This is a genomic window from Chromobacterium rhizoryzae (assembly GCF_020544465.1).
Classification (GTDB): Bacteria; Pseudomonadota; Gammaproteobacteria; order Burkholderiales; family Chromobacteriaceae; genus Chromobacterium.
In genome coordinates this window covers 1,785,741-1,807,062 of the sequence record NZ_CP066126.1, presented here as the reverse complement: position 1 = coordinate 1,807,062, position 21,322 = coordinate 1,785,741, and the positions used below count along the sequence as shown (strand labels likewise).

The 21,322-nt window shown below is 65.3% G+C and carries 16 protein-coding genes and 12 tRNA genes; 17 read left to right on the top strand and 11 right to left on the bottom strand.

Annotation, left to right across the window (positions count from 1 at the left end; all coding sequences use genetic code 11):
• Positions 1-15 precede the first annotated feature (15 nt).
• The 4 genes from JC616_RS08330 to JC616_RS08315 form a co-directional block, all read right to left on the bottom strand.
• Positions 16-678, bottom strand: coding sequence for a DUF6348 family protein (locus tag JC616_RS08330; RefSeq protein ID WP_227107704.1), 663 nt, complete (start codon positions 676-678; stop codon positions 16-18).
• Positions 679-731: 53 nt separating this feature from the next.
• A complete protein-coding gene (locus JC616_RS08325) occupies positions 732-2,342 on the bottom strand; it encodes a methyl-accepting chemotaxis protein (RefSeq protein ID WP_107798672.1) in 1,611 nt (536 codons plus the stop codon).
• Between the two features lie 89 nt (positions 2,343-2,431).
• Complete coding sequence (locus tag JC616_RS08320) at positions 2,432-4,201, bottom strand: ABC transporter transmembrane domain-containing protein (protein ID WP_107798671.1); 1,770 nt, start codon at positions 4,199-4,201, stop codon at positions 2,432-2,434.
• A 126-nt stretch (positions 4,202-4,327) separates the two neighbouring features.
• The gene (locus tag JC616_RS08315) at positions 4,328-5,629 is read right to left on the bottom strand and encodes an OmpP1/FadL family transporter (RefSeq protein WP_227107702.1); all 1,302 of its coding nucleotides are present in this window, start codon (positions 5,627-5,629) and stop codon (positions 4,328-4,330) included.
• 245 nt (positions 5,630-5,874) lie between these two features.
• On the opposite strand from JC616_RS08315, the gene JC616_RS08310 reads away from it, so the two are divergent.
• The 3 genes from JC616_RS08310 (at position 5,875) to JC616_RS08300 (ending at position 7,782) form a co-directional block, all read left to right on the top strand.
• Positions 5,875-6,432: a peptidylprolyl isomerase gene (locus JC616_RS08310; RefSeq protein WP_227107700.1), complete on the top strand. Its 558-nt coding sequence runs from the start codon at positions 5,875-5,877 to the stop codon at positions 6,430-6,432.
• A gap of 65 nt (positions 6,433-6,497) precedes the next feature.
• Positions 6,498-6,989, top strand: a complete 492-nt coding sequence (locus JC616_RS08305; RefSeq protein WP_107798668.1) for a peptidylprolyl isomerase — start codon at positions 6,498-6,500, stop codon at positions 6,987-6,989.
• 76 nt (positions 6,990-7,065) lie between these two features.
• Positions 7,066-7,782: a UDP-2,3-diacylglucosamine diphosphatase gene (locus JC616_RS08300; protein WP_227107698.1), complete on the top strand. Its 717-nt coding sequence runs from the start codon at positions 7,066-7,068 to the stop codon at positions 7,780-7,782.
• An 84-nt stretch (positions 7,783-7,866) separates the two neighbouring features.
• Here the strand turns inward: JC616_RS08300 and tilS are convergent, their stop codons facing one another.
• Both tilS and JC616_RS08290 read right to left on the bottom strand, forming a co-directional pair.
• On the bottom strand, positions 7,867-9,123 hold the full coding sequence (gene tilS / locus JC616_RS08295; protein WP_253315520.1) for a tRNA lysidine(34) synthetase TilS: 1,257 nt from the start codon (positions 9,121-9,123) through the stop codon (positions 7,867-7,869).
• Between the two features lie 61 nt (positions 9,124-9,184).
• Complete coding sequence (locus tag JC616_RS08290) at positions 9,185-10,150, bottom strand: acetyl-CoA carboxylase carboxyltransferase subunit alpha (RefSeq protein ID WP_107798665.1); 966 nt, start codon at positions 10,148-10,150, stop codon at positions 9,185-9,187.
• 218 nt (positions 10,151-10,368) lie between these two features.
• On the opposite strand from JC616_RS08290, the gene JC616_RS08285 reads away from it, so the two are divergent.
• The 14 genes from JC616_RS08285 (at position 10,369) to JC616_RS08220 (ending at position 14,910) form a co-directional block, all read left to right on the top strand.
• Positions 10,369-10,444, top strand: a tRNA-Val gene (locus tag JC616_RS08285).
• Positions 10,445-10,457: 13 nt separating this feature from the next.
• Positions 10,458-10,534, top strand: a tRNA-Asp gene (locus JC616_RS08280).
• Between the two features lie 26 nt (positions 10,535-10,560).
• Positions 10,561-10,636 (top strand) — tRNA-Val (locus tag JC616_RS08275).
• Between the two features lie 13 nt (positions 10,637-10,649).
• Positions 10,650-10,726: transfer RNA gene (locus JC616_RS08270), tRNA-Asp, on the top strand.
• A 26-nt stretch (positions 10,727-10,752) separates the two neighbouring features.
• Positions 10,753-10,828: transfer RNA gene (locus JC616_RS08265), tRNA-Val, on the top strand.
• Between the two features lie 13 nt (positions 10,829-10,841).
• A tRNA-Asp gene (locus JC616_RS08260) sits at positions 10,842-10,918 on the top strand.
• A gap of 27 nt (positions 10,919-10,945) precedes the next feature.
• Positions 10,946-11,021, top strand: a tRNA-Val gene (locus JC616_RS08255).
• A gap of 11 nt (positions 11,022-11,032) precedes the next feature.
• Positions 11,033-11,109: transfer RNA gene (locus JC616_RS08250), tRNA-Asp, on the top strand.
• A gap of 26 nt (positions 11,110-11,135) precedes the next feature.
• Positions 11,136-11,211, top strand: a tRNA-Val gene (locus tag JC616_RS08245).
• 13 nt (positions 11,212-11,224) lie between these two features.
• Positions 11,225-11,301: transfer RNA gene (locus JC616_RS08240), tRNA-Asp, on the top strand.
• 42 nt (positions 11,302-11,343) lie between these two features.
• Positions 11,344-11,420: transfer RNA gene (locus JC616_RS08235), tRNA-Val, on the top strand.
• Positions 11,421-11,426: 6 nt separating this feature from the next.
• Positions 11,427-11,503: transfer RNA gene (locus tag JC616_RS08230), tRNA-Asp, on the top strand.
• A 188-nt stretch (positions 11,504-11,691) separates the two neighbouring features.
• A complete protein-coding gene (locus JC616_RS08225; protein ID WP_227107692.1) occupies positions 11,692-13,248 on the top strand; it encodes a FecR family protein in 1,557 nt (518 codons plus the stop codon).
• A gap of 9 nt (positions 13,249-13,257) precedes the next feature.
• The gene (locus JC616_RS08220; RefSeq protein WP_107799690.1) at positions 13,258-14,910 is read left to right on the top strand and encodes a CHASE2 domain-containing protein; all 1,653 of its coding nucleotides are present in this window, start codon (positions 13,258-13,260) and stop codon (positions 14,908-14,910) included.
• A gap of 49 nt (positions 14,911-14,959) precedes the next feature.
• Here the strand turns inward: JC616_RS08220 and JC616_RS08215 are convergent, their stop codons facing one another.
• From JC616_RS08215 to alkB, 5 genes are all read right to left on the bottom strand, one after another.
• On the bottom strand, positions 14,960-17,602 hold the full coding sequence (locus tag JC616_RS08215; protein ID WP_227107690.1) for a TonB-dependent receptor plug domain-containing protein: 2,643 nt from the start codon (positions 17,600-17,602) through the stop codon (positions 14,960-14,962).
• Between the two features lie 300 nt (positions 17,603-17,902).
• A complete protein-coding gene (locus tag JC616_RS08210; RefSeq protein ID WP_107799692.1) occupies positions 17,903-18,394 on the bottom strand; it encodes a disulfide bond formation protein B in 492 nt (163 codons plus the stop codon).
• An 82-nt stretch (positions 18,395-18,476) separates the two neighbouring features.
• A complete protein-coding gene (locus JC616_RS08205; protein WP_107799693.1) occupies positions 18,477-19,616 on the bottom strand; it encodes a patatin-like phospholipase family protein in 1,140 nt (379 codons plus the stop codon).
• 130 nt (positions 19,617-19,746) lie between these two features.
• The gene (locus JC616_RS08200; protein WP_227107688.1) at positions 19,747-20,664 is read right to left on the bottom strand and encodes a DNA-3-methyladenine glycosylase family protein; all 918 of its coding nucleotides are present in this window, start codon (positions 20,662-20,664) and stop codon (positions 19,747-19,749) included.
• Positions 20,665-20,667: 3 nt separating this feature from the next.
• On the bottom strand, positions 20,668-21,312 hold the full coding sequence (gene alkB, locus JC616_RS08195; RefSeq protein WP_227107686.1) for a DNA oxidative demethylase AlkB: 645 nt from the start codon (positions 21,310-21,312) through the stop codon (positions 20,668-20,670).
• Between the last annotated feature and the right edge of the window lie 10 nt (positions 21,313-21,322).

Genomic DNA, 21,322 nt, shown 5'->3' with positions numbered 1-21,322 from the left:
ATCGTAAACAGGTTCTCACACCGCGCGCAGCAGCATGAAATGGCGCAGGCTGTAATAGCCCTGCGCCGCCGGCCACGGCAGCGCGTCCAACAGGCTCAGGCCCGCTTCCCAGCGTTGATTGTCCAGCAGCGCCTCGGAGACGAACTCGCCGTTCAGATTGCAGAAGAACAGCCGGGTCCAATGCGCGTCGCCGGACAGCGTTTCCGCGCGCAGCGCGGCGGTGGCTTGGCGGAACAGCGCCTCGAACAAGGCTTGCTCCAGCCGATCGGCGCCGCCGCGCAGGCCGAAATTGCCGATATAGGCCATATAGTCGCGGCCGGCGATTTCCCAGCGCCGTTCGGTGACTTGCGCTTCGTCGCGGACGCCCCACAGGCCGGCCAGCAACACATGCAGCACATTGGCGCTGAAATTTTCCAGCGCGTCGTTCAGCCCTTCCCGGCCCGCGCCCAGGCCGGCGAAGCTTTCCATCAAGCGGATGTCGTTTTCCAACAGCACGTGGATGTCCAGCCGGCCGTTGTTCTCGCCCGGCGTCCAGTGAGCGCCTATGGCCGGCAGTTGGCCCTGCGGCAGCAGCCAGCCCTTGGCCTCCTGGCAGGGCAGGCCGTGGGCGGCCAATAATTGCGCCAGCAGCGGCGTGGGGTCGAGCGCGGCTTGGGCTTCCGGAACGTGGGCAGACAAGATGGCCATCCTTTTGATTTGATCGCGAGGCCGGCAGTGTACCACCGCCCGCCTCACAGCCTGAAGCTGGCCGCCGCCTGCCGCAGCCCGGCGGCCAGCGTCTCCAGCGCTTCCACCTCGGCCTCGGCCGCCAGGGCGGTGGCGCGGGTCTGTCCGGCCAGGCCGGCCACCTGCTCCATATTGCCGGCCACCTCGCGGTTGGCCTCGGCCTGCGCCGCGGCGGCGCCGGCCACCGCGCGGATATTGTCGCGCGCGGACTGCGCGCCGCCGCGGATGCGCTGCAAAGCGTCCGCGGCCTGCCGGGCCATGGCCACGCCGCTGTCCACCCGCGGCCCCACCTCGCCCATGCTGGCCACCACGGAATCGGTGTCCGCCTGAATCGCCTGGATGGTGGCGGCGATCTGGCGCGTGGCCTCGCCGCTGCGGTCGGCCAGCTTGCGCACCTCGTCCGCCACCACCGCGAAGCCGCGGCCCAGCTCGCCGGCGCGCGCGGCTTCAATCGCCGCGTTCAGCGCCAAGAGATTGGTCTGGTCGGCGATGTCCTTGATCACCGCGGCGGTGACGTCGATCGCGCGGCAGCGCTCGGCCAGTTCGCCTATGCAGCCGGAGGCCGCCGCCACCTGGCCGGACACCGCCTGGATCTCCTCGGCCGCGCGGCGCACCAGGCCTTCGCCCTCGTCCGCCAGCGCGCAGGCGTTGGCGGAGTCCGACTCGCTCTCCGCGCTGCGGCGCGACACCTCGGCCACGCCGTCCAGCATGCCGGCGGTGGTTTCCGCGGCGCCGGCGCTGGCCGCCGCCGATTGCTCCACCTGGCCGTGAATCTGCTGCATGCGTCCGGACAAACCGCCCACCGAACGCTCCAGCTGGGCGGAACCGTCCTGCAAACGTTCGATCAGCTGGCGCAAGCTGCGCTGCATGCCGGCGAAGGCGTCCATCAGGCTGCCCTCGCTCGGCGCGCGCTCCAATGTCTGGCTCAGATCGCCGGCCGCCATCGCCCGCGCCGTCGCCGCGGCCGCCTCCGCCTCGCCCCCGATCAAGCGGAAAATGGACGCGGCCACGCGCCAGGCCAGCAGCGTCACCACCGCCAACACCGCCAGGCCGATGCCGGAGAGCTTGAGCGCCAGGCCGTTGAACTGGCTTTCCACATCGTCCATGAACACGCCTGTGCCTATGGTCCAGTTCCAGTCCGGTATCCGCATCACCGCATTGAGTTTGGGCAGCACCTCGTTGCCGTTGGGCCGCTTGGTGCGCACCAGCGCAAAGCCGAAATCGCCGTTCGACAGCGCGTCGCGGTAGGCCTGCACCAGGGTGCGGCCGTCCGGCAGCTTGCCGCCGGTGTCCCGCTTGCCCAGCTTGCGCCGGTCCGGGTGCACCAGCACCAGGTCCGACGCGTCGCGCGCGAACACGTAGTTGCCCTTGTCGCGCAGTCCGGACATCGCTTCGACCGCGCGCCGCTGCGCCTCCTCGCGCTTGAGCTTGCCGCTTTGCTCCTGCTTCTGGTACATCGCCACCTGCTGGCCCGCCAGGTGCACCAGGCTGCCGATCTGCGCCTTGCGGTCCTCCAGCAGGGTGGAACGCAAGGTGTGCAAGGCGAATCCGGCCACCACGCACAGGCCCAGCCCGGCGCACAACACCACGCCCCCCAAACGGACAGCCAGTTTCATGTCTTCGCTCCATCTCGGGTCTCGGCGCCGCGCGGCGGCCGTTCATCCATGGAGCATAGACTATTCATTATGCTTAAGCGGACGCTGCCTCAACCCTCCCCGCCGGCGGCGAACTGCAAGGCCGCCAGCCGCGCGTACAAGGGCGAGTCGGCCAACAGGCTCTGGTGACTGCCTTCGGCCACGATGCGGCCCTGGTCCAGCACCACGATGCGGTCTGCCTGCTTGACCGTGGCCAGCCGGTGGGCGATCACCAGGGTGGTGCGGTTTTGCGCGGCGCGCTCCAGCGCCTGCTGCACCAGTTGTTCCGACTCCGCGTCCAGCGCGCTGGTGGCTTCGTCCAGCAGCAGCAAAGGCGGGTTCTTCAGGATGGCGCGGGCGATGGCGATGCGTTGGCGCTGGCCGCCGGACAGACGCACGCCGCGTTCGCCCAGATAGGTGTCGTAGCCCTGCGGCAACTTCTCGATGAAGCCGTCGGCGGCGGCGGCGCGGGCCGCGGCCCGCACCTCCTCGTCGCTGGCCTCGGGTTTGCCGTAGCGGATGTTCTCCAGCGCGCTGGCGCCGAAGATCACCGAATCCTGCAAGACCACGCCCACATGGCCGCGCAAATCGGCGAAGGACAGCTCGCGCACGTCCACGCCGCCCAATAGCAATTGGCCTTGCTGCGGATCGTAAAAACGCAGCAAGAGCTGGAACAAGGTGGACTTGCCGGCGCCGGACGGCCCCACCAGCGCCACGTGCTCGCCGGGGCGCACGCTGAGCCGGATGCCGCTGAGCGAGGGCTGGCCGGGGCGGGACGGATAGGCGAAATCGACGTCGCGCAACGCCAGGCCGGCGGGCCCGGCCGGCAAGGCGCGCGGCGCGGCCGGCTCCGTCACCGGCGAGCGCAGGGACAGCAGCTCCATCAGACGCTCGGTGGCGCCGGCCGCGCGCTGTACATCGCCCCACACCTCCGCCAGCGCGCCGATGGCGCCGGCGGTCACCACCGCGTACAGGATGAACTGGCCCAGCTGGCCGGCGCTCATCGCGCCCTCCAGCACCGCGTGCGCGCCCAGCCACAAGACGAAGACAATGGCCCCGAAGATCAGCAGGATCACCGCCACCGTCAACCAGGAGCGCGCGCGGATGCGCGCCAGCGCGGCGTCGAAACCCGTCTCCACCGAAGCGCCGAAGCGCCGGCTCTCCCGCGCCTGCTGATTGAAGGCCTGCACCGTGGGAATGGCGTTCAGGGTTTCGCCGGCGATGGCGCTGGAATCCGCGATGCGATCCTGGCTGGAACGGGACAAGGTCCGCACCCGGCGGCCGAAAACCACGATGGGCAAGACCACCAGCAACAGCGTCACCAGGATGTAGGCGGTCAGACTGGGGCTGGTGGCCATCAGCATGGCCAGGCCGCCCAGCATCAGCAGCGCATTGCGCAGCCCCATGGACAGGCTGGTGCCGATCACGGTCTGCACCAGGGTGGTGTCGGTGGTCAGCCGGGACAGCACCTCGCCGGTCTGGGTGACTTCAAAGTATTCCGGGCTGACCCGGATCACATGCTGATACACCGCGCGGCGGATGTCGGCGGTGACGCGTTCGCCCAGCCAGGACACGCAATAAAAACGCAGCGCGGTGGCCAGGGCCAGCACCGCCGCCACGCCGAACAGGCCGAGGAAATAGCGGTTGATGTCCGCCGCCGCGCGCTGGCTGAAACCATGGTCGATCAGAAAGCGAAACGCCACCGGCAGCAACAGAGTGGCGGCGGCGGCCACGATCAGGGCCAGCAAGGCCAGCCAGGCGCGCAGCCGGTACGGGCGCAGATAGGGCAACAGGCCGGCCAGCGGGCTCAGCCGCAGCCATGGGGAGGGGGCAACGGACATGGGAATGGACGCTCAGAGAAACACAGCGCCCTACTCTAGCCTGCCGCCGGACAAACCGCATCCCCGGATATGAAAAAACCGCCGCGGGCGAAGCCGGCGGCGGCGGGACGGTCAGGCTTGCCTGAATCAGAACTTGTACTGCATCTGCACGCCCAGCAAGTGGCCGCGGATGGAGCTGTAAGAACCTTGCAGCGTGTCGCCGTTGCCCAGCGGGCTCGGAGCGGTATGGTTGATGTCGCGGTCGCCCACGCCCATCAGATAGGTGTAGCCGGCGTCCACGGTCAGCTGCTTGCTGGCCTTGTAGCTGGCGCCTAGGCTCAACCAGACGCGGTCGGTGTCCGGAATCAGCGGGTTGCGGTAGCTGGCGTTGCGCACCGGGCTGGTTTCATAGCCCACGCCGCTGCGCAGCGTCAGTTGCTCGTTGAAGTTGTAGTCGGCGCCCACCGAGAACAGCCAGCTGGCTTTCCAGTGATTATTGATCACGGTGTCGGCCAGCGGATTGCCCTTGATCACCAGCTGATCGAAGCGGCTCCAGTTGGTCCAGCGCGCGGTGGCGCTCAGCGCCCACTTGCTGTTCAGACGGCTGAAGCCGGACAGCAGCAGCGATTCCGGCGTGGTGACGTCGGCGCCGCCGGCATAAGTGCCGTCGATATGGAATTTCTGCGGCAGCGGAATCGAGGTGCCCGGCAGCGTGGATTGGTTGAAGCCGCTAGCCTTGTAGTCGCCGCGCGCCTTGTGGTTCAGTTTGGAGCGATAGGACAGGCCAACGCGGTTGTCCTGGTTGAACGCGTACATCAGGCCCAGATTGTAGCCGTAGGCCCAGCTGTCGGCGTCGATCTCGCCGGTGGCGCCTTGGAAAAACGCGCCCTGCTTCAGATCGGCCTTGGCGTACTGCGCCGACACGCCGGCGCCGAAGCTCCACTTGTCGTCCAGCTTGTAGGCGAAGGACGGGTTGAAGTCCACGGTCATGATGGAACTGGAAATGCCGTGGTTGCGGCCCACCCAGTTGTCGTCATAGCTGGCGCCGAGGCCGAAAGGCACGGTGATGCCCAGACCCAGGCGGGCGCGTTCGCTCAACTGATGCACCAGATAGGCGTTGGGGATGAATTCGGCCTTGGCGCGGCCGTTGTCGCTGCCCTGGCGCGCGGCCGGGAAACCGCCCTTGCCTTCGAACGGCGCGTCGATTTCGGCGTAGGTGAAGCCGCCCTGCACCTGGGTGCCTTCAATCAAGGTCATGCCGGCCGGGTTGTAGAAGACGGCGGACAGGTCGTCGCCCACCAAGCCGGCGCCGGCGTGGGCGCGGCCCAGGCCGGCCACGCTTTGCTCGGACAATTGGAAGCCGGCGGCCTGAGCCAGCGGCGCGGCGGCCAACAGGCCGGCCACCAGCGCGGGAATGAGGCGAACAGCGGAAGGTGCGAATGCTTTCATTTTTTTATATCTACCCCGGCGGCGGCTGCCGCCTTTGTTATTGGAAACCGAGCTTGCGTGCGAAAATATGCCATCCAAATAGATAGCGATCACACAATTTTTAGGGGGTGGAGTCTAAATACTATTTTTTAAAAAAACAAGAAGTCCGCCTTAGGCTAAAAGCATAAGACGGCCGCGCCATGCGCTGAATCAAAAGGCTGTGCTAATATTGGCGGCTCCTCATAACCCTGTTGAATAAAGCAACCATGAAACGAATGCTGAGCATGCTGGCGTTGAGCGCGCTGCCCGCCGTGGCCCTGGCCTCGCCGACAGTGGAAATGACCACGAACAAGGGCAATATCGAGATTGCGCTGGACTCGGCCAAAGCCCCCAAGACCGTGGAAAACTTCGTCGCCTACGCCAAGGCCGGCCACTACAACGGCACCGTGTTCCACCGCGTGATCGACGGCTTCATGATCCAGGGCGGCGGCTTCGACACCAAGCTGAACCAGAAGCCCACCCGCGCCGCCATCGCCAACGAGGCGAGCAACGGCCTGAAGAACGGCATAGGCACCATCGCCATGGCCCGCACCGCGGACCCGAATTCCGCCACCGCCCAGTTCTTCATCAATGTGGCCAACAACGACTTCCTCGACTATAAATCCCCGACGCCCCAGGGCGCCGGCTATGCGGTGTTCGGCAAAGTGACCCGCGGCATGGACGTGGTCAACCGCATCGCCAAGACCCGCACCGGCAGCATGAACGGCATGGGCGACGTGCCGTTCGAGCCCATCGTGATCCAGAAAGTCACCATCAAGCCTTAAGCTTTTCTACAACCTCTTTCATACCGGCAGGCCCCACGCGGCCTGCCCGTCATCAAGGAAACACCATGATCAAACTGACCACCAACTTCGGCGCCATCGTGCTGGAACTGTTCGCCGACAAGGCCCCGAAAACCGCCGCCAACTTTGAAGAGTACGTAAAAAGCGGCCATTACGACGGCACCATCTTCCACCGCGTAATCAACGGCTTCATGATCCAGGGCGGCGGCTTCACCGCCGATATGTCGCAAAAGCCGACCAACGCGCCGATCGAGAACGAAGCCAATAACGGCCTGGCCAACAAGGCCTACACCGTGGCCATGGCCCGCACCATGGACCCGCACTCGGCCTCCGCCCAGTTCTTCATCAATGTGTCCGACAACGACTTCCTGGATTTCAAATCGGAAAGCGCCCAAGGCTGGGGCTACGCCGTGTTTGGCCAGGTTGTGGAAGGCCAGGACGTAGTGGACAGCATCAAGGCGGTGCGCACCGGTCGCAGCGGCCCGCATCAGGACGTGCCGGCGGAAGCCGTGGTGATCGAGAAAGCCGAAATCATTTGATTCGCCGACGCCGCGCGACGCGCGGCGCGCTTCCAGCCCGGCCGTCCGGCCGGGCTTCAACTCATCCGCACGCGACATGGCCATTCACTTCATTTCCGATCTGCACCTGGCGGACGACACTCCGGCGCTGAACCGTTTGTTTCTGGACACGCTGCAAGCCTGGCAAGGCCGGATCGACGCGCTCTACATCCTGGGCGATCTGTTCGAATACTGGGTGGGCGACGACGACGATTCACCGTTCCTGGAAACGCCGCTGGCCGCGATGCGCGCCTTCGCCGCCGCCACGCCGCTGTACGTGATGCACGGCAACCGCGATTTCCTGCTGGGCGAGGGCTTCTGTCTGCGCAGCGGCGCGCGGCTGCTGGACGATCCAAGCTTGATCGAGGCCCATGGCCGCCGCTGCCTGCTCAGCCACGGCGACGCGCTGTGCACCGGCGACGCCGCCTATCAGCAGTTTCGAGCCGTCAGCCGCAACCCGCAGTGGCAGCAGGCGATGCTGGCGCGGCCGCTGGCGGAGCGCCACGCGATCGCGCGTCAGGCGCGCCAGCAAAGCGAGATGAGCAAACAACAGAACGGCCTGAGCGAGATTTCGGACGTCGCCGCCGACGCGGTCGAGGCGCTGCTGGCCGCCCACGACTGGCCGACGCTGATCCACGGCCATACCCACCGCCCCGCGGTCCACCGACACGGCGCCTCCGAGCGTTGGGTGATCCAGGACTGGCACGGGAACCAGGGCGGCTATCTGCGCCTGGACGATGCGGGCATCGTCAGCCTGCCGCTGAACGCCGCCTGAGAATTTGCGCAAAGTCCGCTGCGCATCGCGAGACATCAGATTGCAAATGCAAAACGCCTGCCGGATCGGCAGGCGTTTTTCACATCAGCGCGGCTCCGCCGACAGCGGCCGCCACAGCGGCCACCAGCCCGGCCCGCAGGCCAGTTCGGCGTCCACCGCCACGCCGGGCAGCGCCAGCACGCGCCCGTCGGCGTCGCACAACAGCGGCCAGCGCTCGCGCAAGGGCGGCGCGATGCCGGCCTCCTGCAGAAAGTTCTTCACCGGCTTGCGCCCCACCCCGGCCGCCAGCCGCTCGCCGCCCTCGCGCGGCCGCAGGTTCAAACCTCGCGCCAAGGCCTCCGCCGGCAGGCCGCTTTGCCGCCACTCCCAGCTCAGCGTCCCGCCCCACTCTTGCACCAGGCGTTCCGCCGCAGGCTCCACCGCCCCCAGCGACACGGCCGCCGGCGCCGGCAGCGCCGGCAAGGCGAACAGGCCGTCGCGATAACGGTATAACAGGCCCCGCGCCAGACTCAGCCGCGGACAGCTGGCGGCGCCGGCCTCCAGCGCCTGGCGCTGGAACTCCGCCAACGCGTCCGGCTCCGGCGCCGGCCAGGCCAGGCCGCGCAGCCAGGCCAGCAGGCATTGGCGTTGCCTGGCCGCGGACAAGCCTCGCCAGCGAGTCAGGTCCAGGCCGCCTTCGCGCCGGCAAGCGGCCAGATCCTGCGCCGCCACCTCGTCCAGCACCGCGGCGGCGTCCGCCAGCAAGCCGGCCGATCGCGTCAGATGCCGGCGATAATCCGGCAGCGCCGCCTCCAGCTGCGGCAGCAGCCGCTGACGCAGCAGATTGCGCCGCCAGCGCTCGTCCTGATTGCTCTCGTCCTCAACCCAGCTCAGGCCCTGCGCCTGAACGAACGCCTCCAGCTGCCGCCGGCGCAAACCCAGCAAGGGCCGCCACAGCCAGGGCCCGTCCGCGTCCAGCTTGCGCAAGGCCGGCATCGCCGCCAGAGCGCGCGCGCCGCCGCCGCGCAGCAATTGCAGCAGCACGGTTTCCGCCTGATCGTCCAGATGATGCGCCAAAACCACCACGCCGGCGGCGGAACGCCGATACGCCTGGTAGCGCGCCTCGCGGGCCACCGCTTCCAGACTGTCGCCGCCGCTCAGGACCAGCTTTACCCGCTCCACCCGCAAAGACGCGCCCAGCGACGCGCACAAGGCGCGACAGTGCTCGGCCCAGGCGTCGGCGTTCGGGCTCAGCCCGTGGTGCACATGCACCGCGCGGATCTCCAGCTCCGGACGGCGCTCCCGCGCGCGGCACAGCAGCGCCAGCAGCGCCACCGAATCCAGGCCGCCGCTCAAGCCCACCTCAAAAGCACATTGGCCGGACAATTCGTCCGGCCAATGGCTTAACAGAGATTCGAGCGGGTCAGGCTGCGGCTTCCTTGAAGCGGCCATAACTCATCAATCTGTCGAAACGGGTTTTCAGCAACTCGTCGATCGGCTTGCCGGTCAAGTCTTTCAACTCTTCCTGCAGCACGCGCTTCAGCGTCGCCATCATCTGAGCGTGATCGCGATGCGCACCGCCCACCGGCTCGTTGACCACGCGATCGATCAGGCCCAGCGTCTTCAGGCGCGGCGCGGTGATGCCCAAGGCTTCCGCGGCGTCGGACGCGCGCTCGGCGGTCTTCCACAAGATGGAGGCGCAGCCTTCCGGCGAAATCACCGAGTAGGTGGCGTATTGCAGCATGTTGACGCAATCGCCCACCGCGATGGCCAGCGCGCCGCCGGAACCGCCCTCGCCTATCACCGTCACAATGACGGGCACGCGCAAACGGGTCATTTCATAGAGATTGCGGCCGATGGCCTCGGATTGGCCGCGTTCTTCCGCGCCGATGCCGGGCCAAGCGCCGGTGGTGTCCACCAAGGTGACCACCGGGATGCCGAACTTCTCGGCCAGCTTCATCAGGCGCAGGGCCTTGCGATAGCCTTCCGGATGCGGCATGCCGAAATTGCGGCGGATCTTTTCCTTGGTGTCCCGGCCCTTCTGCTGGCCGATGACCATCACCGACTGGCCGTTGAAACGGGCCAGACCGCCCACGATGGCGGCGTCGTCGGCAAACGCGCGGTCGCCGTGCAGCTCTTCGAAGTCGGTGAAAATACTCTCTATATAGTCGAGCGCGTAGGGGCGCTGCGGATGGCGCGCCACCAAGGCGATTTGAGACGGCGTCAGCTTGGCGTAGAGGGACTTGGTCAAGTCCTGGCTCTTCTTCTGCAGGCGCGCGATCTCCTCGGAGATGTCCAGCACGGAATCGTCCTGAACATAGCGAAGTTCTTCTATTTTGTTCTCGAGCTCGGCAATAGGCTGCTCAAAATCGAGAAAGGTCGGCTTCATTCGTAACGTCATCCGATAAATAGCTAATGGCGGCATGATACCTTAGCGGCAAAGTCGGCGTCACCTTTCTGTCTGACAAAAACATTAAATTTTGGAGCATTTATTCGAAATTGCCGCCGGTTGCAAAAATTTGCGGGTAGACCACTTGCGCAAGCTTAAACCCTGTGTTTTAATTCGCCTCCTCGCTGAAACGCAAACGCAGCAGCGAAAAGGATTCAGGGCGTTTAGCTCAGTTGGTAGAGCGTCTGCCTTACAAGCAGAATGTCGGCGGTTCGACTCCGTCAACGCCCACCAAAGTTTTGCGGTTGGAGTGGTAGTTCAGTTGGTTAGAATACCGGCCTGTCACGCCGGGGGTCGCGGGTTCGAGTCCCGTCCACTCCGCCAACAGCATTAAAGCAGTACCCGGATTCGGGCGTTTAGCTCAGTTGGTAGAGCGTCTGCCTTACAAGCAGAATGTCGGCGGTTCGACTCCGTCAACGCCCACCAAAGTTTTGCGGTTGGAGTGGTAGTTCAGTTGGTTAGAATACCGGCCTGTCACGCCGGGGGTCGCGGGTTCGAGTCCCGTCCACTCCGCCAACAGCATTAAAGCAGTACCCGGATTCGGGCGTTTAGCTCAGTTGGTAGAGCGTCTGCCTTACAAGCAGAATGTCGGCGGTTCGACTCCGTCAACGCCCACCAAAGTTTTGCGGTTGGAGTGGTAGTTCAGTTGGTTAGAATACCGGCCTGTCACGCCGGGGGTCGCGGGTTCGAGTCCCGTCCACTCCGCCAACAGCATTGAAAGCAGTACCCGGATTCGGGCGTTTAGCTCAGTTGGTAGAGCGTCTGCCTTACAAGCAGAATGTCGGCGGTTCGACTCCGTCAACGCCCACCAAAGTTTCGGTTGGAGTGGTAGTTCAGTTGGTTAGAATACCGGCCTGTCACGCCGGGGGTCGCGGGTTCGAGTCCCGTCCACTCCGCCAACAGTATTGAAGCAGTACCCGGATTCGGGCGTTTAGCTCAGTTGGTAGAGCGTCTGCCTTACAAGCAGAATGTCGGCGGTTCGACTCCGTCAACGCCCACCAAAGTTTTACGGTTGGAGTGGTAGTTCAGTTGGTTAGAATACCGGCCTGTCACGCCGGGGGTCGCGGGTTCGAGTCCCGTCCACTCCGCCAACAGCATTGCATAGCAGTATCCGGAAACGGAGCAACAGTTTCGGGCGGTTAGTCTCAGTTGGTAGAGCACTGCCTTCACACGGCAGGGGTCGCTGGTTCGAGTCCAGTACCGCCCACCATTTGCTGGAGTGGTAGTTCAGTTGGTTAGAATACCGGCCTGTCACGCCGGGGGTCGCGGGTTCGAGTCCCGTCCACTCCGCCAAGCATTGCAAAAAAGCAGCCTTTAGGCTGCTTTTTTGCATTTTGCGTCGCATATTTCAAGCAAGCATTCGCATATCGCCCAACTTAGGACAAACAACTACCATTCTATTGCTTATCAGCTTGCAATGCGTCTGGGCTGCGGTGATACTTTTGGTTGACTTTCTGCATTCCATATAAAGAGATTCAACTATGCGCAATTTAATCCTGGCGGCTGGCTGCTTCGCCAGCACACTGGCCCTGGCGGGCGATCCCGCCGACAAGGCCATCTGGGAATATACGGTCAAAAACGGCGACAATCTGTGGTCGCTGGCGGCCGAGCATCTGTCGTCTCCCGCTTATGTGCCGAAGCTGCAAGCCAGAAATCGCATCGCCAACCCCTATCGGCTGATCCCCGGCAGCATCCTGCGGGTCCCCTACCCCTGGATCCGACAGGCGCAATCCGACGCCACCCTGGAGGACATGGCCGGCGAATCCGCCGCGGCCGACGCCAAGGGCAAGCCGCTGGATCTGGCGGTGGGCAAGAAATACCCCAAAGGCACCCGCTTCACGACCGGCAACGACGCCATGATCAAATTGCGCTTCGTCGACGGCTCCTCGCTGGTGATCAACGCCAATACCGATCTGAGCCTGCAAACCCAGGTCTATTACCCCAGCACCGGGGCGATCCAGTCCCAGATCAAGCTGAACAACGGCAGCACCGGCAATTCGGTGATTCCCAACATCCTGATGCCCAGCCGCTACGAGATCCGCACCCCGTCGGCGGTCACCACCGTGCGCGGCACGGAATTCCGCGTCAACGCCGCCGGCGGCGAAGACACCTTGGCGGAAGTGCTCAAAGGCAGCGTGGAGGTCAAGGGCCGTCGCAGCAAGGTGGACGTGCCCGCCGGTTTCGGCACCTTGTCCAGCCGTAAAAGCGGGCCAAGCAAGCCGGAAGAACTGCCGCCGCCGCCGGACCTGTCCACCGTGGCGGACAATAGCCAGTTCAACCCGCCGCCGCTGGAGTGGCAGCGTGACGAACGCGCCGCTTCCTACCGCGTGACCTTGAGCGGCAAGAAGCGCCTGGCCGAGCGCCAGTTGCAGGCGCCGCGTTACTATCCGCGCCTGCCGGGCAACGGCGACTACGTGCTGCACGTCCGCGCCAAGAACCGCTCCGGCCTGGAAGGCTACGACAGCACGCGCAGTTTCAAGCTGCAAGCCTACCCGCTGCCGCCGCTGTTGTTCACCCATGCGGACGGCGTCCAGCTGCGCGGCAAATCCCTGACCTTGCGGGTGGACGCCAGCGCGGAACGCCCGCTGCGGCTGCAGATTTCGCGCCAGCCGGATTTCGCCCAGCCGCTGCTGGAACAGAGCGTGGCCGAGGCCGAGTTCAAAACCGAGTTGCCGGAATCCGGCGTCTGGTACTGGAGGCTGGCGCGGCTGGACGCGCAAGGCCGGCCGGGTCCTTTCTCCTCCGCGCAAAAAGTGGAGACCAAGGGCTGGCTCAGCCGCCTGGACAAAACCACCCCGGTGCTGGCGGCCCGCCCCTATCCCGTCGCCCGCGCGCGCTACACCCTGACGCTGACCGCGGCCCAGGCCGCCAACGCGCAGCCGTTTTCGCTGAGCAGCGATAAGCCGCAATGGGAGCTGAAAGCGCTGGAAGCCTTGCCGGCCGGGCAATACAAGGCAAGCGTCAAGATCGAGGGAGAACACGGCTACTTGGCGACGGAAGAGCAAGAAATGCTCACTCTTCCCGGAAAACTTCCCTAGAATGGCAACATGCTAACTTACTATCGCGACAAGATTCTGCGCTTGTTGCCTTTTTTGCTGGCCTTGCTGGCGGCTCTGCTGACCCTCTCCGGCCTGTTGCTGCGGCTGGACTTCTGGCTGTACGACGGGCTGATCCGGATCAAGTCCAACCATAACCAGACCAGCGACATCGTCGTCGTCGCGGTGGACGAGCGCAGCCTGTCGGAGCTGGGCCGCTGGCCCTGGCCGCGCGAATTCCACGCCCAGCTGGTGGACAAGCTGGCGCAAGCCAAGGCCGTGGGCCTGGACATCGTGTTGGCCGAACCCTCGCACAATATGCCGGAGTCGGATCAGGCGCTGGCGGACGCCATCCGCCGCAACGGCAAAGTCATCAGTCCGGTGTTTCCGGAAATGCAGGACAACCGCCTGACCGAGACCCGGCCCCTGCCCGCCATCGCCGCCGCCAGCGCCGGCCTGGGGCACACCGACTACGAATTGGACAGCGACGGCGTGATCCGCCGCGTCTATCTGAAAGCGGGCCTGGGCTCGCCCCACCACCCCAATTTCGCGCAGGCGGTGCTGGATCTGGCCAATGGCCAGCGCCAGTCCGAACAGCAGAAAATGGCGATGCCGCACGGCAAGCCGGGCAGCTGGCTGCGCGAAGACCCGGTGATGGTGCCCTATCTGTCCGGCCCGCCGCCGTTCCAGCAAGTGTCCTATATCGACGCGCTCAATCAGCTGCCTCCCGCCTTCTTCGCCGGCAAGATCGTACTGGTGGGCGCCACCGCCACCGGCCTGGGCGATATCCACGCCACGCCGCTGTCGGCCAACAACCGCGGCATGCCCGGCGTGGAAATCAACGCCTTCCTGCTTCATGGGCTGCAACAGGACAACACGCCGGTGCCGCTGCCGCTGGGCTGGAAAGCCGTCATCAACGCGCTGGCCATCTTGCTGCTGGACCTGCTGCTCAGCCGCTACAAGCACCGCCAGGGCATTCTGCCGGCCTATCTGCTGGCCTCCTGTGGCGTGCTGGTGCTCAGCGTCCTGCTGCTGACGCTGGCCTCGGTGTTCTGGAGCGGCGTCACCACCGCCATCCTGCTGTGGCTGGCCGGCAGCGTCCGCTTCGTGTCGCGGCAATCCAAGCTTTTGCTGCAGGCCAATACCGACGGCCTCACCGGGCTCTACAACCGCCGGCACTTCGACGAAATCCTGGCGCCGACGCTGGACAAGCACCGCGCCGCCGGCAAGACGCTGGCGCTGCTGATCCTGGACGTGGACAACTTCAAAGGCTACAACGACCACTACGGCCATTACGCCGGCGATCTGATCCTGCAAAGGCTGGCGCAAGAGCTGAACGCCTACTTCAGCCCCCGTCGCCACATCGTGGCGCGGCTGGGCGGCGAAGAGTTCGGCGTGCTGCTGGAAGAATGCGGGCAGGACCAGGCGGTGGCCGCGGCGGAAGGCTTCCGCGCCCGACTGGAAGAACTGGAGCTGGCGCATTTGAAGAGCCCCTTGCGCAAAGTCACCTGCAGCATAGGCGTCGCCGCCAGGGTGCCGGAAACGGACGACAACGGCCGCACCTTCTACGAAGACGCCGACAGCGCGCTCTACATCGCCAAGCGCTCCGGCCGCAACGCGGTCAGCCCCGCCCCCGCCACCTTGACGCCTCAGCACCAGCGCTGACCCCGCTCCGACGGCCTCGCCCCGCCATGCCCGCGGCCTATGCGCCCTCCTAGAATACGTAACGGCCGGACAGGTACAACATCCTCCCCCATAAATCGGTGGCGGGGCCGGAGTAAGCGGCCGCCCCGCCGCTGAAGCCGGCCCCGGTGGCGTAGCTGGGCATCCGGTTGCCCAGATTGCGTATGCCGCCGCTGACGCTGAAGCCCTTGCTCGGCTTCAGGCCGACACTGAGATCCAGCGCGGTGTAGGACCCCACCCTCTCCTTCACGTCCCCAGCATTGCGGTACAGCTGGGAGTACAGGTTCTTGAAAGACGCGTAGCTGCGCGCCGTCAGCCCCACAGAATAGCCGCCCCGGCTGTAACTCACTTCAAAGACGTTTTTCCAGCGCGGCTGCGCGCCGTAGTCGGCGTACTCCAGCATCGGATCGGTCTCGGTCTGCGATTCCCGGTAGCTGAAGATGCGGCTTTGCGCATTGCGGAACTTGAGCTTGCCGTAAGCGCCCAGCGACCAGTCGTACTGCACATCGATGTCGACGCCGGAAGTCCGGGTCTTGCCGATATTCATGTACGGCGCGGAAATGTAGTCGATGTCCCCCCTTACGCCGGGAAGATCGGCGGGCTTGCGCACCACGAAGCCGGGAAAACGGTCCGGATTGTCCAGCACGTATTGCGGGTCCAGCGACTGCACGGTGTTGGACACCTCGATCCGGTACCAGTCCACGGTGGCCGACAGCGCCGGAGTCGGCTGCAGCACCAGGCCCAGCGCGTAGTTCCGCGACTCCTCCGGATTCAGCCCCGGGTTGCCGCCGCTGCGCAGCTGATTGCTGGCCAGGCCGCAGCGTTCGCGGGCGATGCCGCGGTCGGCGCACTGCGCGTAGTCGTACACCGAAGTGTAGGCCTGCCGCGACGCGTACAGCTGAGGCAGCGTCGGCGCCTTGAAACCGGTGGTGACGGAGCCGCGCAGCATCGCCGGCTCCCAGGGACGGAAGGAAAAAGCCAGCTTGGGGTTGAAGGTGTCGCCGAAATCGTTGTAGCGGTCGGCGCGCACCGCCAGCTGGACCTCCAGATTCTTCAACACCGGCAAATTGACTTCGCTGAAAGCGGACAGCACCGAGCGGCTGGCCCGCAGACTTTGCTGGACGGCGAAATTCATGATCTTGCCGGTTTGCAGCAGCGGGTCCGGCTGCGCGTCTATCGATTCATGCGACCACTGCAGACCGGCGGCGAAGCCGGCGGGGCCGGCCGGCAGCCTGAACCACTCATCATTGCTGGCCTTGAATTCAAACGCCGACAAACGCGACGAGGACGTGTTGGCGATGGTGGCCAGATACGGCCGCAGCGCGGCGGCGTCGTTCTGCTGCGAAAACGGGTTATAGAGCGGCCCGCCGTCGGCGCCGTTCCGCAACATGGCGAGGAAAGCGTCGTTCAACACCACATTGTTCTGCCTCGCCTCCACCTTGTTCAAACCCAGGTTCAGCGAGCTCTCCAGATCCCAGTCGCGCCACAAGGCGCGTCCGCCCAGCACCGCGCGATACGTGTCGCTGGTGATCTCGTTGAGCCGCCGGCCGTTCTCCGACAGATTGCGGGTGATTTGCAGATTGTCGGTGGGTTTGAAGTCTGGATACACCGACGCCAGGCCGCCGTCCCGCGGATAAATCGCCCAATTGGGCGACACAATGGTCTGCACAAAGGAATAAGCGCCGTCCAGCGGCGTCTCGGTGCGGTTCAGCCCCAGTTCGGCGAAGAACTCCGCGTCGCCGCTCAAACGCCGGGTGTAATGGGCCATCAAGCCATAACGACTGGTGCGCGGCGCTAACTGAGCGCCCATCTCATCCACGTCGGACACGCACAGCGCGGCTCCGCTGGGCCGGGTGGTCAGCCGCCACGGCGGGCAGCCGGGCAAGGGCTTGGCCAGCGCGTTGCTTCTGTCGGCGTTGGGCGTGCGGTCGTTCCAATAGCCCCATTGCGCGCCGCTGCGCAGATCCGGCCCGCCCTGAAAACGGTAATCGTTGCTGCGAGTGGCGTCGTGGTTGCGGCTGAACACCGGCTCGCGGTGGTAAACGTCGAAAGACAGCAGCAGGTTCTGGCCATCCTGTTCCAGATCCCCGAAGCCGCCGCTCAGATTCAGCCCCTGCTCGATGCCGTCTCCATCCAGATTGCCGCCGCCGCGCAGCGCCGCCTCGGCGCCCCGGAAGTTGCGCCGGGTCTTGAAGTTGATCACGCCGGCCACCGCGTCGGAACCGTAAATGGCCGATGCGCCGTCCCGCAGAATCTCCACCGACTCAATCACCGACAGCGGCAAGGTGTTCAGATCGACAAAGGCGTCGGTGCCGCTGATGAACATCGCGTAATTGGGCAAGCGACGGCCGTTCAGCAAGACCAGCACGTACTTGGAGCTCATGCCGCGCAGGCCGGCGGTGGCCGCGCCGGCGGCAAAGCTGTTGGAGTTGGTACCAGCCAGCAGGCTGCCCACCGACGGCAGCCGGTCCAGCAACTGGATCACGGTGGACGCGCCGGTCTTGTCGATATCCTCTTTCTTGATCACCTCCACCGCCAAAGCCTTTTCCTTGCCGATGCGCTTGATATTGGAGCCGGTCACCGTCACCCGCTCCAGCGGGACGGCCTCCTCCGCCCAAGCGCCCATGCCCAAGCCCATGCTCGCCGCGGCAACCGCCAGATAGCTGCGTTTCATCTCCTTACCCCCTTGTAGTGCGCTCGCCGGTCGCGGCGCGCGCCCCTAAGCTGCCGCAGCGGGCGCTACAAAGAGATTGGCGGTAGTCGCCGGCCCCCTCCCCAAGGCCGGAAGACCACACATCCATTTAAAATCAACATCTTAAATAAATTTCAGCTGTGGCGATAAAAGCACAGGCGCGCCGGCCCGCCGCGCGGTTTCCGATGCCGGCATTATTATTTACATCTTAAGCATGCAATAAGATCATGGCCCAAAGAAAAAGGCCGCCCAAGGCGGCCTTCGCTGCGCGGCAATCCGGCGTCAGGCGGACTTGCGCGCCATCAACCAGCCGGCGAAGCCGATCACGCCGACGAAGAAGACCGCCACCCAGAACGGCATCGCCATTCCCAGGAAGGTCCACTCCACGGTAGCGCACTCGCCGCTGCCTTTGAACACCTTGGAAATCACCTCCGTCAACGGTGAGGACTCCATCAGGAACTCCAGGCCGGGACCGCAGGCCGGAACCTGGTCCGCCGGCAGATGTTGCAGCCACAATTGGCGCAGCGACACCGACAGGCCCGCCAAGGCGGCCAGAATCGTCAAACCACCCCAGGCCCTGGCGCCGCAACGGCCTGGATTGACCAGCGCCGCCAGCAAGGCGATCACGCCCGCGGCGATCACGCCGATGCGCTGGAAAATGCACAGCGGGCACGGCTCCAGGCCCAGCTGGTATTGCGCGAACAATGCAAAACCCATCGCGCCGGCGCAGGCGGCGGCGATCAGCAGAAAACCTTGTCGGTTGCTCAAGCCCATATCTTCCTCAATGTTTGGCGGTATTACGTCATGGCGCATGATTGTGCCATACAACATGGAGGAGTCAGAACTGCCCCGCGACTTAAAGTTCCAGAAAGCGGCGTATCGCCTCTTTCTGATGCAAGGCGTCCTTATAGCCCAGCGTGATCAGCTCGCGGGTGTAGCCCGGCTCGAACAATAGATAAGTGGCCAGGGCGGTACCGCGGTGACGGGTGGCGCCGGTGCCCTTCAGCAGGAAGCGCAGCAAGGGCGGAAACAGCCGGGTGTGCTTGTAGGCGATGCCCTCCAGCGATTTGCTGGGGTTGAGCATGAAGATGTCCACCTTGCGCAACTGGGTCTGCCGCGCCAGGTCCTCATGGCTTTGCAGCAGCGACACGGTGTGATTGACCCGGGTCAGCCGTTCCATGTCCACCGACATGCTGTCTATGAACACGCTATTGAGCAGATGGCCGAAAATCTGCGCCGGCGACGGATAGAAACCGCTGTGGCGGCGTTCTATGGTGTCCGGCCGCTTGCTAGCCAGGCCGACGACAAACAGCTTTTCCGCGCCCAGGTGCAAGGCCGGCGACAAGGGGGACAGCTGCCGCACCGCGCCATCGCAGTAAAACTTCTCGCCCAGGCAGACCGAGGGGAAAATCAGCGGAATGGCCGAGGTGGCCATCATGTGTTCGATATTGATGCGTTCGCGCAGCCCCAGCCGCTGATAGCGCTCCCACTCCTCCAGGCTGTCCGCGCCCTGGAAAAAAGTGACCGACATCCCGGTGGTGTAGCAAGAAGCCGTCAGCGCCAGCGCCTTGAGCGCGCCGTGACGCACGGAATGGTCTATGCCCTCGAACACCATCACCTTGGTCAGCAGCTCGCGCAGCGGGGCGTTGTCCAGAAAGCTCTTGGGATTGCGCCACAGACGGCCGCCGGACAGGATGGACAGGCCGAAGTGCAGAAAAGTCTTCAGAAAATAGCCGGAACTGGCGTCGTAGACATCCTGGATGTGCAATTGCTTCCACATCTGCGCCAGCGTGGACACCGCCAGATGGAAATTACCGGCGCCGGAGGCCAGCGCCACCGCATTGATCGCCCCGGCGGACGTGCCGCAAATAATGGGAAAGGGATTGACGCGCGCGTCCGGCAGCAGCCGGGCAATTCCCAGCAACACCCCCACCTGGTAAGCCGCGCGCGCGCCGCCGCCCGACAAGACCAGCCCGATATCGGATTGCCTCCCCATCCCGCACCTCGCGTGGCTATATTGGCGGCGGATCGGCATGCCCGACGCCGCACGGCTTCTTGTTCTATTTAGGCATAGTCAAACGCCGCGGCCAGCGCCAACTTCGCGCGGAGGAAATCGGCGTACAGGCTCAATAAGCAGCCGCCGTCTGCATGGCCCATAAATGCGCGCCCACCAGCGCGCGCCACGGCGCGAAGCCTTGCAGCCATTGCTCGGTTTCGCGCGGCGACACCGCCTCGGCCCGCTCCAGCAAGCGCTGCAGACCGCGCCGAACCGCCACGTCCCCGTGCAAGGAGCCGTCCAGCCAGCCATAGCCGCGCAACAGCGCGTAGCTGACCGTCCACGGGCCGATGCCGGGCAAGGCCAGCAAGCGCGCGGCGATCTCCTCCGGCGCGCCGCCGTCCAGCCAGCCCTGCAAGGGCAAGCCGCCGTCGGCCGTCTGCCGGCTCAGTTCCAGCAAGGTCCGGGTCTTGGCGCGGGAGAAGCCGGCCTGGCCCAGTTGGTCCGCCTCCAGCTCCGCCAATTGCTCCGGCGACGGATGGCACAGCAGACCGCCGCTGTGGCGCTTGCCGACCAACTGCATCAGCCGACGCCGCAGCGAGATGGCGGCGTGGACGCTGATCTGCTGACCGGTGACGGCCCAGACCAGCGCCTCGAACGGCGTGGTGGTTTGCGGCACGCGCAAGCCGGGACGCGCGGCGATCAGGTCGGCCAGCTGCGGATGGCCGCGATGCGCGCGCTCGAAATCCGCCACCGGCTGCGCCAAGCCCAGCATGCGGCGCGCCATGGCGGTCAAGGCCTCCGCGTCGCCGGCCTGCGGCGAAACGTCCGCGTCCAGCCCCACCCGCACCGCGTCCGCGGCGAACGTCATGCTCAGACAGGCCGGCTCGCCGCGCCACAGCAAGCCCTTGCTCAGGCTCAGCGCCGTCACCCGCTCGGACAGCTCCTGAGCGTCGCGGCGGTGGAAGGCCATGAAGTCGTCCCGGCGAAAATCCGCGGGCAAAGACAGGGATAAAGACAGCGAAACGAAATCGGCCGGTTCAGCCATGGATCAGCGCGCCTTGCGAAAAGTCAGATTGATGCGGCGGCGCCCCAGCAAAGGATGTTCGCCCTCCGCCACCGGCAACACCCCGTGGAAACGCATGCGGTCCGGCCCGCCCCACACCAACACGTCGCCGTGGCGCAACTCGATGCGGCCGGGACGCTCGGCGCGGCTAAGACCGCCGAACAGAAAGATCGCCGGCAGACCCAGCGACACGGACACGATGGGCGCGCCGAAATCGCGCTCGTCCTTGTCCTGGTGCAAGGACATCTTGGCGCCCGGCGCATAGCAGTTGATCAGGCAGGCATCCGGCGCAAAGCCGGGGAAGCCGGCCTCGGCGGCGGCCTGTTCGGCCAAGACGCGCAACAAGGCCGGCATCGCCGGCCACGGCTGGCCGCTGTCCGGATCGCGCTCGGCGTAGCGGTAGCCGCGCACGTCGGACACCCAGCCGCAAGCGCCGCAGCTGGAAGTGGCCACCGACATCGCCCGCCCTCCCGGCGTCTGCATGCCGCGCGGCGGCGCTTGCCGCAGCACGGCTTCCACTTCCGCCAGCAGCGCCGCGTCGATTTCGCTGGCGCGGCGGTGCAATAAGGCGGCGCCGGGCGACAGGCGCTCCAGCCAGCCGCCCTCTTCCGGCGCGAACAGATCCGCCATCGCCGGCCTC